The sequence below is a fragment of the Candidatus Zixiibacteriota bacterium genome, from assembly GCA_022865345.1.
Taxonomy (GTDB): Bacteria; Zixibacteria; MSB-5A5; order MSB-5A5; family RBG-16-43-9; genus RBG-16-43-9.
Genome location: JALHSU010000247.1, coordinates 1 through 13222 on the forward strand (window position 1 = coordinate 1; position 13222 = coordinate 13222).

Annotated in this window: 10 protein-coding genes; all 10 read right to left on the reverse strand. The window is 44.0% G+C overall.

Annotated elements, in window-relative coordinates:
- A partial coding sequence (locus tag MUP17_11705; protein MCJ7459638.1) for a peptidylprolyl isomerase occupies nt 1-1016 on the reverse strand: 1016 nt, incomplete at its 3' end.
- Nucleotides 1017-1031: 15 nt separating this feature from the next.
- Nucleotides 1032-1880 carry a peptidylprolyl isomerase gene (locus MUP17_11710; protein MCJ7459639.1) on the reverse strand — a complete coding sequence of 283 codons (849 nt, stop codon included), beginning with the start codon at nt 1878-1880 and terminating at the stop codon, nt 1032-1034.
- Complete coding sequence (locus tag MUP17_11715) at nt 1877-3637, reverse strand: peptidylprolyl isomerase (protein ID MCJ7459640.1); 1761 nt, start codon at nt 3635-3637, stop codon at nt 1877-1879. The genes MUP17_11710 and MUP17_11715 overlap by 4 nt, the downstream gene beginning before the upstream one ends.
- A 57-nt stretch (nt 3638-3694) precedes the next feature.
- The gene (gene mfd / locus MUP17_11720; protein ID MCJ7459641.1) at nt 3695-7066 is read right to left on the reverse strand and encodes a transcription-repair coupling factor; all 3372 of its coding nucleotides are present in this window, start codon (nt 7064-7066) and stop codon (nt 3695-3697) included.
- A gap of 75 nt (nt 7067-7141) precedes the next feature.
- Nucleotides 7142-7879, reverse strand: coding sequence for a class I SAM-dependent methyltransferase (locus tag MUP17_11725; GenBank protein MCJ7459642.1), 738 nt, complete (start codon nt 7877-7879; stop codon nt 7142-7144).
- A 59-nt stretch (nt 7880-7938) separates the two neighbouring features.
- Nucleotides 7939-8811, reverse strand: coding sequence for an agmatinase (gene speB, locus MUP17_11730; protein MCJ7459643.1), 873 nt, complete (start codon nt 8809-8811; stop codon nt 7939-7941).
- A 6-nt stretch (nt 8812-8817) separates the two neighbouring features.
- A complete protein-coding gene (locus MUP17_11735; GenBank protein ID MCJ7459644.1) occupies nt 8818-9852 on the reverse strand; it encodes a deoxyhypusine synthase in 1035 nt (344 codons plus the stop codon).
- Between the two features lie 28 nt (nt 9853-9880).
- Entirely contained in the window at nt 9881-10453 is a 573-nt protein-coding gene (locus MUP17_11740; GenBank protein ID MCJ7459645.1) for an arginine decarboxylase, pyruvoyl-dependent, read from the reverse strand.
- 250 nt (nt 10454-10703) lie between these two features.
- Nucleotides 10704-11255: a DUF4398 domain-containing protein gene (locus MUP17_11745; GenBank protein ID MCJ7459646.1), complete on the reverse strand. Its 552-nt coding sequence runs from the start codon at nt 11253-11255 to the stop codon at nt 10704-10706.
- 262 nt (nt 11256-11517) lie between these two features.
- Nucleotides 11518-13222 (reverse strand): efflux RND transporter periplasmic adaptor subunit (locus MUP17_11750; protein ID MCJ7459647.1); only part of this gene is annotated, 1705 nt, incomplete at its 5' end.

Genomic DNA, 13222 nt, shown 5'->3' on the forward strand with positions numbered 1-13222 from the left:
CCTTTTTTCTTGGAGTCCTCATCCTGGGAGTAATCTTTAACCATCTGGACAAAATCAGCACCGTTTTTAAGCCTCTGATACAACGAATCAGCCAGGCTCAAAACCCGGGCTGAATCAGCCGGGGAGGGCTGGATTTTGATCAGGATATGATGAACGTGTATCTGCTCATCTTTTTTTTCATCTAACTTTATTATATGAAAACCCAGAGGCGTCTGCACCACGTCGCTAATCTCGCCCGGATTTAAGGAAAATGCCTTCTCCTCAAATTCCGGCAGTATCTCCCCTTTTTTCAGAAAACCTAAATCCCCACCTTCCTTGGCATTGGGGTCCTCAGAGTATTTTTTTGCCAGCTCTGAAAAATCCTCTCCGGCTTTAGCTTTTTCCAGGATCATTCGGCTAAGGCTTTTCAGCGAGTCGATAGTTCTCTGGCTGGGGTCCATTTTGAAAGAAATCTGGCTTAGTTTGGCAGACTCAGATTGCTCCGGAAGACTATCCTTGTAGTTCTGGTAGAATTCCTTGACCTCCCGTGAGGAGATATTGACCTTGGACAACCTGAAGGAGATCAGCTTATCCCTTAAAAGCTGTTCTTGTATCTGCTCCCGGTATTTCCTCCTGAGCTCTGATTCAGCTAAACCTTCGGCTTTAAGTTCATTCTGGAAAGCTTCCTCAGATGGGAACTGACTTTTGATCTTGCTTAACTGGCTTTCCAGGGTCTGATCTATCTCCTTATCGCTAACTTTCAAAAGCGTATCTTTTTGCGCCTGGATCAGAAGAAGCCGGTCGTTTATCATCTGCTCCAGAAGATTTTTTTTCAACTTATCCAATTCCTCTGGAGAGGATATCTTCTGTCCGGTCTGGGTGAGGTAAATTTCCAGCTGGAGCTTAAGCTCTGAATTTAAGATTATATCTTTTCCCACCACAGCCACGACATAGTCCAAAGTATCCTGTGCCGGAATAGACAGGGGGGGGAAAAGCAGGAACAAGCTGAGCAAAAATATGCTCTTTATTATCTTCATATTCTTTAAATGCTCTTACCGGGTGACCTGGGAGTCTGCAGCCCACCCGAATTTCTCTATTTTCGCTTTTTTCTTCAATTCCTCCAGCAGGCTGGAAATTGCCTGGTTCCTTTTCTCCTGGAGCAGCTGGCTCATCAGGGTCGTTTTTACCTCCTCGAAATCCCGGATGCTTCCCTTCGGTTTTCTGTCTGTGACCTTCAGGATGTGGTAGCCCATTGCGGTCTTGAAAGGCGAGGAGACCATCCCGGTTTGAAGGCCAGAAGCTACCCCGGCTATGAGCGGATGCATATTGGAGAGACTGAAGTATCCAATATCTCCCCCAGTATTTCTGGTAAGTGAGTCCAAGGATAATTCCCGGGCTAAAAGCTCGAAATCCTCACCCTTCTTCAGCCGGGCATAAGCTGAGCCTGCCTGTTCCCTGGTAGGAAAAAGGATGTGGCTGGCCCTGACCTCATCCTGATCCCTTTTGAAAAGAGCCTGATTCTGTTCATAAAATTTTCTGGCTTCATCTTCTGAGATCTGAATCTGTTTGGTTATCTGACCCTGGAGCAAACTGATAACCATCACATCCTTGCCTGCCTGCTCGATCCTTTCTTTCACCTCAGGATTTTTTTCCAGACCTCTTCTTTTAGCTTCCTCATAAAAAAGCTGGTTATCGATCCAGCGATTCAGATAGTCTTTTCTGGCTTGAGCTGGAATATTATCCGCATAGGCTAAGGAAAGCTCCGCATTTATCTGTTCCTCGGTTAATTCCTGGCCATTTACCTTAGCCATTACTTTACCATCTGGGCTATTCTGTGAGCTCTGACAGCCAAAGGCAATTAAAAGAGAGAATATAGATAAGAGAAGTGTAAGTTTTTTCACGCTTTCTCCTGGGGAAGTTCTTTTTGAACCATTTTAAAGGCGGACTGAAGAGTCGGCTCGTAAATTTTGATCTGGGTTTTTGCCCGGGCCTCAGCCACCCATTGTTTGGAAACAGCGCCTCGCTTCTCAAAGGTAGCTCCCCCTTTGAGCTGCGGCTCCATCTCCTCGAAGGTTTTCTGTCTTTGATCCTCTTTTTCCAAGAGCTTTATGACCGAATAACCCTCTCCCACCGGACTCTGTAAGATATGAATGGGACCAGCCAACTGACCTTTTTTAAGCTTGAAAGCCTCATCGAACAGCTCAGGATAGTTGCTCTTCGTGATATTACCCAGGTCTCCTCCGCTATTTTTAACATATGTCCGAATAGTCTTTTCCTGGGCGAGTTTTTTAAAATCGACTCCTGCCCGCAGCTGTTTGAGGATGGCTTTAGCCTCATCTTCAGTTTTGACCATAATCTCTAAAACATGCGCCTGGGGTGGAACGATATATTTGTCCTTATTATTTTCATAGAATGCCTCCAGATCAGCTTTATCTACCACTAAGTCTTTCCAGATAACATCGTTCCTGTATTTTTCTCCCATCAGATTTTCTTTAATCCGCTCCACCTTATCCTTAAACTCCTGGCTTTTATCTATCTTCTTCTGCTGGGAAACCTTTTTTAGAAGCTCCGGGGCTAAAAGGTAGTTGAAAAGCATCCCTTTCAGGTTCTCCTCATCCTCTAAAGGTGGCCTCTGGAAAACTGGCCAGCCATTATAGAACTGCAGGAATTTATCCACATTTAACTCCCCACCTTTGTATTTTAGAAAAGGTAAGGATTTCTCCTGCTCTGAGAGCTGATTAGGGTCTATATTTATAGCTCCGATCTGTGCCCTGGAGGTATCCTGGGCTGCCAGAGCCTTAGCCTTTTCCTCTAACATCTTCTGGGTCGAACTGACTATCTTTATGTCCGTCTTTTCCATTAGATCGACCATATAGTTTATAGCGGTTTCCTGCTGCAAAGTCATCTGCAGACTCATCCTCAACCTGTCTTTTTCCTCCTCAAAACTTTTCTGGGTTTCTTTTCTTGTATCCTCTACCTTAATTATATGCCAGCCCAAAAAAGTCTTTACTGGACGGGAGATCTCCTGCGGCTTTAATTTATAAACCACATCTTTAAAGGGGATTAAGGGTGTTCCACCAATTGCCGTATTCCAGTTGATATACCCCAGATCTCCTCCCCTGTCCTTGGAACCGGGATCAATGGACTTCTGTTTGGCCAGAGAATCGAAAACCGCTTCTTTCTTAAGCTCCTCATAGATCTGGTCAGCCTCTTTTTTGGTCTTAACCAGTATATGTTTTACCTTGATGCTTTCTCCTAACTTTTTGTAGAGGTCCGCCACGTCCTTATCGGTTATTTTGATTTTATCTAAAATCTCTACGCGGAAAAGCTCGCTCATCAGGATCTTGTCCTTTTCCTGATCGAGCCGACTGGTGATCTGCGGGTCTTTATCTAAACCTTTCTCATAAGCGGCCTGGACTAAAAGCTTGGAGTCGATCTTCTGATCTAAAAACTGTTTGAACTGGTCGTATTCTGGTAGATTCGAGACGATCCTTACCTGCATATTTTTCTTCATATCCAGGTAATCTTTAACTATCTCCCCTGTAGTTATATTAATCTTCCCTACTTTGGCAACTATCTGTCCCTGTTTGGATGAACAGCCGGTTATCCATACAAGAGTAAGTGCTATTAGGGCTAATACTGCTAATCTTCCTTTCACCTCTACCTCCTTAATAAGGTTAAGTTTAACTCATTTAAATTTTTAATATAAAGCTTTCTACAATTTTTGCAAGACCTTTTTTGTCTGCTCCAGGCGATTTTCGGTCGAATTTAAAGATAGTTCCATTTTCAAATTCTTATCCGCGAAAAACTCCATCGGGTAAGTAAGTCCCTCCCGGTATTTCCTGATCTCTTCTTTCCCCACTTTTTTGCTTTGATCGAATTCTATCTTCAACCGATCCCCTCTTAAGGAAAGCTTGGAGATCTCCTTTGCCTGAGATAAGAGTTTAATCTCCGATATCTCCAGAAGCTCTTCTGCTTCTATGGGCAAAGGCCCGAACCTGTCCCTGAGCTCTATCTTCAACTCCTCGATATCCTCGTTCCTTCTGACCTCTGAGAGCTTTTTATAGATCTCCATCCTCTGCTGGCTATCTTCTATATACTGCTGGGGAATGAAAAGGTCTAAATCTATCTCTAATTTCGTCTCTTTGACCTTCTTGATCTTCTCTCCTTTTATCTCTCTTACCGCCTCGTCTAAAAGCCTGCAGTACAGGTCAAATCCGATCTCCTCTATGAAGCCGTGCTGCTGGGGACCTAAAATGTTTCCTGCTCCTCTGATCTCCAGGTCTCGTAAAGCTAAATAGAAGCCTGAGCCTAACTGGGTATACTGCTGAATTGCAGAAAGCCTTTTTCGGGCTTGGGGGGTCAGATCCCCGAAATCCGGGACCAAAAGATAAGCATAAGCTTTACGGTTGGATCTGCCCACCCTTCCTTTTAGCTGGTAAAGCTCTGCTAATCCGAATCTGTCAGCCCGGTTGATCAGGATAGTGTTGACATTGGGCAGGTCCAGGCCGGACTCGATGATATTAGTGCAGAGTAGACAATCGTATTTCCCTTCCAAAAATTGCAGCATGATCTTCTCCAGGACCTTCTCCTCCATCTGGCCATGGGCAACTGCCAGCCTGAGATCAGGAAGTAACTTTCTTAACAAATTATAAATAGAATTGATCGACTCAACCCGATTATGCACAAAATAGACCTGTCCGCCCCGATCAGCCTCCTTTAAGATCGCCTCTGTAATTAACTCCTTATCGAACCGCGATATGCTTGTCTGGATAGGCAGTCTATCCTTGGGTGGGGTATTAATTATGGACATATCTTTAGCCCCTAATAAGGAAAGCTGCAAAGTTCGGGGAATAGGTGTGGCTGTCAGGGTCAAGACGTCAACTGATTTTTTGAATTTTTTGAGTTTCTCTTTATGAGTGACTCCGAACCTTTGCTCTTCGTCTATTATCAGGAGTCCTAAATCTTTAAACCGGACGTCTTTTTGCAGGAGCCGGTGTGTACCAACGACAATGTCGATTTTCCCCTTTTCAACGAATTCGATTATCTCTTTTTGCTCTTTAGGCGACTTAAAACGGGATAAGACTTCAATTTGAACCGGGTAATCTCTTAGTCTCTCGGTGAAAGTGGTATGGTGCTGTTGAGCCAAAATCGTGGTGGGAACGAGCACAGCCACCTGTTTTCCGTCCATCACACATTTAAATGCTGCTCTTAAAGCAACTTCAGTCTTACCATAACCTACGTCTCCGCACACCAGACGGTCCATAGGAACAAGCTTTTCCATGTCTTTTTTGATCGCTTCTATTGCCTCGATCTGGTCAGGGGTCTCCTCGTAGATGAAGGACGATTCTAACTCTTTCTGCCAGGAGGTGTCTGGTGAAAAAGAATGTCCGGGTTTTGCCTTCCTTTCCGCATAAAGCTGGATAAGCTCTTCTGCCATTTCTTTCAGGGCTTGCTTGGTCTTTTCTTTGGTTTTCTCCCAGGAAGGCGAGCCTAATTTTGAAAGGTTCGGTTCCCCGTCTTTTCCAATATATTTCTGAATCCGGTTAAATTCCTCTACCGGGACATATAATTTATCTCCGTCTTTGTAGATGAGAAGAAGACAATCTCTCTTTTTTTCATCTATGGAAAGGGTTTCCAGCCCGGCATACCTTCCTATGCCGAAATCGATATGTACTACAAAATCGCCTGAGGAAAGACTGGTGTAAGCTGAAAGCGGTAAACCCTCTTTAAATTTCTTTTTTCTTCTTCTTCTGAAATAGCGCCTGAAAAGCTGGTGTTCTGGAAGGACTGCTAAATCCAGTTCCGGGAAGACAAAACCTGAACTCAAGTTAAGTAACAAGAAGATGACCTTTTCTGCATCCTTTTCCAGAAGCTCTTCCAGTCTTTCCCTCTGACCTGAATTCTCACAGGTTATATAGATTCTTCTTCCTCTATTCTCCTCTTTTTCTAAAGTCTTCTTCAACCGGCTAAAATCTGAGATCAGACTGTCCGGCTCAGCCATTTCAAAATCGAAATCCAGATTCTCCTTTTTCAAGTAATGATTTTCCAGATGCTGGAACTTCTTTATCCGGTTTTCAAAGGAGGTTATTCCTCTCAGAAAAGCACCCGGTTTCGGAACCAATTCTCCTTTTGAGTCTGCCTCCTGATACCTTTCTTCTGCTTCTTCCCAGATCTTCCCTATCTCCCTTTGGATTAACTCCGGCTCATCCAAAAAACAGAGAGTTTCTTCTGGCAGGTAATCGAGAAGCTCGCCCTGAGGAAGCTTGAAAAGGGGTGCCATCCATTCCAAACCCGGGATCTCCTGATAGAGGTTAATCCTCTCTCTTAAGTTTTGAGCTTTTTTTTCTTCCAGCCCTCTTAGGTATTTTTCCAGCTCTTCGTCCCTTAGATGAAACTCCCTTTTAGGTAAGATTATAGCCTCATCTTTTTTGGTGACAGTTCTCTGGTTAAAAACCGAAAACTCCCTTATCGATTCGATTTGATTGCCGAAGAACTCCATCCTTAGAGGATTCTCTGAAGTATAAGGGAAAAGGTCTAAAATCCCTCCTCTCTGGCTATAAGTGCCCACCTCTTCTACCTGGGGGGTTCTTTTGAAGCCCAAACCTAAAATCCTCTGCACCAGATCGTCTATCTCCAGCTCCTGCCCGACCTTCAGTTGGATGATTTTACTTTTCAGCTCATCCGGAGGGATGGTCTTTTCCAGAATTGCCCGTATATGGGTCACCACCACTTTTTTCCTCTGGAGCAAAAGCTCGTGCAAGCAGGAGAGCCTGGCACCCAGTACCTCAGAGTAAGGGACTTCCAGCTCATAGGGTAGAATCTCCCTTGAGGGGAAGAGCGAAACCTTATCTTCTCCCAAGAACGATTGCAGGTCCTCAAAAAGCTTTGTAGCTTCATCCGGATGATAGGTCAGGACCAGAATCGGAGCCTGAATCTTCACTTCCAGGTGAGCTAAAAGAAAAGATTTCCCTGACCCGACCAGCCCGGATAAGGTGATACTTTTTTTCCCTTCTGCGATCTTCTCGCTCAGGATCGAGAAACCATCAGACCTGTTTGCCAGATCCAAAAGCGTTGAGGTAGACATCACTTGATCTCTTTTCTTAAAATCTAATAATTAAAAACGTCAAATTGAAGAAAAAATTGGAGAGAAAAAACCCTTTTAGCTTAATTTCTTTGCCAGAATTATCATTCGAGGCCGGTCTATCGAGTATTCCTTAAAGTCAAAATCACCAAAAACCTGCTCCACCACAAAACCTGTTCTTTTCAGGTTATAGATCATCTCAGTAAGGGTATAAGAGCGAAAGGAAAAAAAATACTCCCTTTTAGGACGATTTTCAAAAATAAGGGTGCGGGTGGTTTCCTGGCGACTGGTGAAAAGGTCGAAGACCGATTCATCTAACATAAAAAACCCTTTTTTAGGAGCCCACATCTTCCTCTGAAAATTCTTTAAAAGGAATTCCCGGTTTATCGTATCCAGCAGGAATAAGCCATCCTCTTTTAAGGCCTTATTTACCCCTCTTAAAACCTGCAAATCTTCTTTTTCATTCTGAAAATATCCAAAAGAAGTATACATATTTATGACCGCATCGAATTCCGATTTGAAAGGAAGCTTCCTCATATCCCCTCGAATAAACTTCACCTTAAGCTTCAAGGAGTCTGCCTCTTTTCTGGCTCTCTCCATGAAATAGGAGGAAAAATCATAACCGGTGACTCTGAACCCTCTCCGGGCTAACTCCAGACAATGCCTCCCGTATCCGCAGCATAAATCTAAAATCATCTTTTTGGGCTTAAGCCCTAAAACCCTCACTATCCCATCTACTTCCCTGGAAGTCAAATTCTCTAAGTGAGAATAGACCTCTGGATAATATTCGTCGAAAAATTTCTCCCACCATTTCATCTTTTTACACCGCCTGTTTGGAGAATTATTATTCTCTTTTTTTCCGTCTTACTTCTCCCTCATCTTTTTACAATGTAACCGATAAGTTTGTAAATCAGCTTAGCTGTCAGAAAATCCGGAGCGATATTTCCGGGCTGGGGACAGAGTTCAACTATGTCGAATCCGACTATCGTTTTCCTCTGAGATAAAGTCTTGAGAAAATCCAGAGTTTCATACCATAAAAACCCTCCCGGCTCCGGAGTTCCCACAGAAGGCATAATCGAGGGGTCCAGGAAATCCAGGTCAAAGGTCAGATAAACGTTATCCGAAAGGGAATTTATGATCTCGTCAACCGGGCTTTTATCTTTTTCCCGGGCATAGAAAAGGTGAATCTTATTTTTCTTGACCCAGTTATGCTCCTCTAAACTTATGTTCCTTATTCCCACCTGAACTGCAGGTGCAAACTCCCTTACTCTCCTCATAGTGCAGGCATGGCTGAACTTGCTCCCCTGAAAACTCTGTCTTAAGTCCGCATGAGCATCCAGCTGCAAAACTGAAAGGTTTTTATATTTTTCCTTATAGGCTTTTATTATGCCGACGGAGATGGTATGCTCCCCGCCTAACGTCACAATTACTTTCCCGTCTTTAAGGAGCTCCCGACTTAGTCGATAGATTCTTTCTATCATCTCTTCAGGTCCCTTGGATATGGGCTCTAACTCTTCCGCAGTATAGATTCCGGCCTTATAAGCTTCTGTTTTTAACTCCTCATCGAAAAGCTCAACCTGTTTAGAGGCTGTGATAATAGCCTGTGGTCCTTCTTTAGTTCCAGCCTTGTAGGTGGTGGTCTGCTCGTAAGGAATCGGCAGAATGACGAACTTCGATTTTTGGTAATTTGAGAAAGGCTGGGGAATGCCTAAGAAATTATCTGGAAGAAAAAGTCTTTGATCAAACAATTCTTTTTACCTCTTTAACGAAAGTTCTTTCCCGAACTTGAACTCTGGCTTTTTTCTCTTTCGGATTAATCCTTTGGACCCCTGGGAGAGAGCACCCACCAAAAACGGGAGAGCAATGGTGGCATCTGAATGGACCGTGACTGTTTTTGCCTTAGGGTGGATTTTCCCCCAGGACTGCGCCTCAGCAAAAGTGCATCCGGAAAGCCCTCCCCAGTGCGGAGAGTCAACCACTATCTGAATGGCATATTCATGCCCGCATTTATTACTTTCTCTCTGAAGGGAGGCAATGACCTCTGCCTGCTGGATAAAATTTTTAGGGGTTCCACCTCCTATGTAGATGACCCCGGTGGATTTAGCCCAGAGGACCAAATTGGAGATCTCCTCAGCATCCTGGATAACGTCGAATTGGAACCTTTTGCCGGTTTCTCTGCCCAGCTCAACCAGGGCGATCCCGTAAGAGGAATCCCCTATTGCCGGGCAGAAGATCGGGATGCCGGAAGCATAGGCTGAGCTGACCATTCCCTCTTTTTTCTTCATCCGGGATAACACTTTCCCTAAAGAATAGAAAAACTCCCGGGTAGAATAACTCTTCTCCAGATCGAAAAACGAGCGGGTAAATTCTTTGATATATTCGTCTGTTTCCCTGAATTCCTCTTCTAAGGCGAAGGTATCGTAGATCCTATCGATGCCTGCCTTTCTTAGCTTCAAATCGCTGGTCAGATGATCCCCTAAGTAGTGATATTTTCCCAGACTCTCGTGCAGATCGTGAAAAAGATTTGCTCCGGTAGAGACTAGGCAGTCGATCAATCGATTCTTTATCAGGTAGACCAGTATCTGCCTTAAGCCTCCGGGGATCATCGCTCCGGACAAGCCTAAGAAGATGACTACATTTTTTTTGAGCATTTCTTTCCATACGCCCAAAGCCGTGGACAGATTCCTTCCCTGAAAAGAGATACCACTCATCTTTTCTAAAAGCTGGGCTACATCCTTTATATTCTCGATTTCTAAGGGACGGGTAGGGTTTTTTAAAAATTCGTTCATTTTGAAAAATACCTCCTTAAAGATTCTCTCAGGCCGGTTTTTTGAGCTCGGTCTGGGTGATAAAGATAGCCGCTGCTATCACTGTGGTCCAGAGGCCATTTTTATCCCCTTCTGCGGACTGGGTGATACTCATGGTGCGGACTATTTTGCCTGAGATCTTCCAGATCTCTTTTCTCATGTCATAGTTTTTGTCCACGTCAAAATCCAAACCCAGGGTGGTGGCAAGCATAGAGGCGGCTAAATCTTCAGCATAGTCTCCAGCTTTTTTCTCGGTCTGGCCATAAGCCGAGTGCTCGGAAAGGAACCCGTAATATTTCTTCTCCTTGGGTATAGCCAGTCCCACCGAGGAAGAGATCAGACGGTTGGGTTCGTTGGTCGAGTTGCGGCTCATCACGCAGAAGATTATCTGGCCATCCTGCAGTTTTTTCATCCCTTGCGCTCTGGTGATTAATTTACACTCCGGTGGAAAAATGGAGGAGACGCTTACGATGTTAAAACGGGCGATCCCGGCATTCCTTAAAGCCAACTCAAAACTGGAAAGCTTCTCCAGGTGTCTTCCCACCCCCTTGGTGAGGAAAACCTGTTTGGGCATTATGAACATCTTCCACCTCCTTTTAACTTAAAATGGTTTTTTAATATGAGCTATTCCTTTTTAAAATGCAATAATAAAATTTATCTCTCTAAAAAAATCAGTCCCGCTTTAAGCGGGACTGATTTCTAAAAATAAGCCCTTTTTCTCTGTGGTATTCCTGCCTTTAAATCTTAGCAGGGCTTTTTGGTTTTGCAACCGCCTTTTTTCTTTTTTGCTTTTGGCATTTTTTTGTCTCCGTCAACTTAGAATAGGGCCTGTTTTATTTCTTCTTTTTCACTACTGGCGCCGGCTTTTTCATTCCCTCTTCAGCCTTGGCTACCATCGTGCTGACCTGAGCAGCTATATCAGAGGCTTGTTTGTAACTTCCGGCATCTAAGGCTTTCTTAGCCTGATCCAGCGAGCCTTCCCAGGTTTTCACCTCTGCCTTCATCTTGGCGGTGAGCTTCATCTTTTTGAAAGAATCGAGCTTGTCAGCTGCTTCTTTTACCGCGTTTTCCGCAGAGGCTTTCATCTCCTCTTTCTTGGTTCCGGCCATGGCCGTTGCAGAATCAGCCCAGCTCTTGGCAAACAGGGCTAACCTTTTGGCATCTCCATATTTCTTCTCCGTGACAAAAGTCTCGGCCTGGTTTAAGGAATCCTGGGCCGGAGTGAAAAGATCGGGCACGTACATATTAGCTTCAGCATTCATAGCAGCTGAAACTGCATCCCTGGCTGCCTGCATCTCCTGGTCCGGAGGCTTGGCGCAGGAGCTTAAGAGGATTATTCCCAGGATAAGCAGCAAGCTCATCCCGAAGAGTTTGTATTTTGACATTTTCATTTTCCTTTCTTTAAGTTAAAGTTTTTGTGGTTTACCTTACAACAAAAAAATAATAGAAACTCTCCAGCATGATTTTTTTTACGGAGGGGGCCTGTTCCAGTTGTTATTTATTATCTCGTACTTATAGATGTATTTTGACATTTGGTTGATTTATATATATTTGAGGAATTGCTTACCCTTTTGTCGTCTCCTACGGTAAATTGACTTAATATATTGGCAAGTTCCCCTTTGTCAAGGACTTTTTTAGAATTTTTTTTTAAAACCAGGACCAGACCTCGACCCTGATCCAGCGGCTGACCCTTCGCAGAAGTAGGTAGGCGATGCTTCTTTTACCGCAGTAGATTTTTGCCTGCCCGGTCATCCCCGGTTTTAAAAGGAGCTCGGAGTTATCTATTCTGCTGGTGACCAGGAAAACCTGGCGGGATTTATGTTGTTCTGCCTGATAGGCGATCCTGGTTACCGCCCCGTAGAAAGTTTTCCAGGGAAAGCTTCTTACCTTAGCTTTGACCTTCTGGCCTGATTTTATGACGTCCAGATCTTTTTCTGATACCGGCATCAAGACCCTTATGGTATCGTAATTGGCGATGCTCAAAAGATTCCCTTCCGGCTGCACCGAGGTGACGATCCCGGAGATGGGTGATTTGAAATCCGAACTAGCGATTTGATCTTTATAGAATTTCGCTTTAGCCTCCAGCCGGCTGATCTCAGCCTTAGACATGTCGATCTCTTCTTTTTTTGCACCTCTCAGAAGTATCTTCAGATTGTTCTGGGCAATCCCCAGCTCTGAGGCCAGGACCGTATGTTCGGATTCCTTTTTTTCCAATTCCTCTCTGGAGATCAGATTCCGGGAAAAAAGCTCTTTAATCCTCTTAAGTTCATTCTCGTTTGACTCAAGTTTAGCTTCTGCTTTTCTCACCTGTTCTTTAGCCTGGGCTATCTCCTCAGGCCTGGCTCCTTTTTCCAGAAGCTCCAGATTAGCCTTTTCCTTTCTTATGGCTGCCTCGTTCTCCTCCAGTTCGTTGATATATTGATTGGAAAACACGCGAACTATAACCTGTCCCTTTTTAACCCTTTGCCCCTCCTTTACCATTGGCTCTAAATTCGCAGTCCCGTAAGTAGAGGAGATCAGCCTCAAGACATTCATCTGCCTTTTCTCTTCTTTATCCTCTTGATAAAGCTGTTCCTCAATGAACCCCGCAGAGGGACTGTTAACAATGGAATACCTCTCCATGGCGGCGAACTCGCATTCCTGGCTGATCTTCAAGTCCAGTTTCACCACAAATAACAAAACCAGGGCCAGGATAATTATCCCGGAATAAATAAAGATCTTCTTCGGTTTCATAATTCCTTCTTTCTTGATCAAGAAAAGATGAAAACCGCCAGCCAAAAGAACTTTTAAAGGCTGTTGAAAGATAAAATAAAGGATTACCAAAAACAAGGCAAATCCATAACCCTGATAACGGGATACCAGAAAGTTACCCACCTTCAGGAAAAAATAAAGGATGAGAATAAAAGAATAGATTACCGACAGGGTACCGTACAGGGGAAAAATCTTTTTATCGCGGGCAGTGACTTCAGGAACTTTCTCCCTGAGCTTGAGAATTTTATTCTTGACAACAGAGCCTAAATACCCAAAAGCTTTCTTTCGCAAATTAGGTATCTCCAGCCAGTCGGATAACAGGTAATATCCATCCAATTTTATCAGGGGATTGAAATTGAAGATGATTAAAACTCCAGATGCTATCATTACCACAAAGAGAAATGAATTAAGCTGGGTCTCTAAATCGGTAATCCTCCACAAAAGGGTGACGCAAGCCCAAAGGAAAAGATGGATATATATCCCCGCCCAGGAGACTAATAGTTTTTTCCTTTTCTCCTTGAACATCCAGGCATCCGAGACGTTAGTGAAAAAAGACGGCTGAAAATAGATCAGCAAAAACCCCATCTCATGAACTTCTCCG

What these genes read in the sequence shown, in the direction of transcription:
- MUP17_11725 (MCJ7459642.1), bottom strand. Translation starts at nt 7,879, where the DNA reads ATGAAATGGTGGGAGAAATTTTTCGACGAATATTATCCAGAGGTCTAT.
- MUP17_11735 (MCJ7459644.1), bottom strand. Translation starts at nt 9,852, where the DNA reads ATGAACGAATTTTTAAAAAACCCTACCCGTCCCTTAGAAATCGAGAAT.
- mfd (MCJ7459641.1), bottom strand. Translation starts at nt 7,066, where the DNA reads ATGTCTACCTCAACGCTTTTGGATCTGGCAAACAGGTCTGATGGTTTC.
- MUP17_11745 (MCJ7459646.1), bottom strand. Translation starts at nt 11,255, where the DNA reads ATGTCAAAATACAAACTCTTCGGGATGAGCTTGCTGCTTATCCTGGGA.
- MUP17_11740 (MCJ7459645.1), bottom strand. Translation starts at nt 10,453, where the DNA reads ATGTTCATAATGCCCAAACAGGTTTTCCTCACCAAGGGGGTGGGAAGA.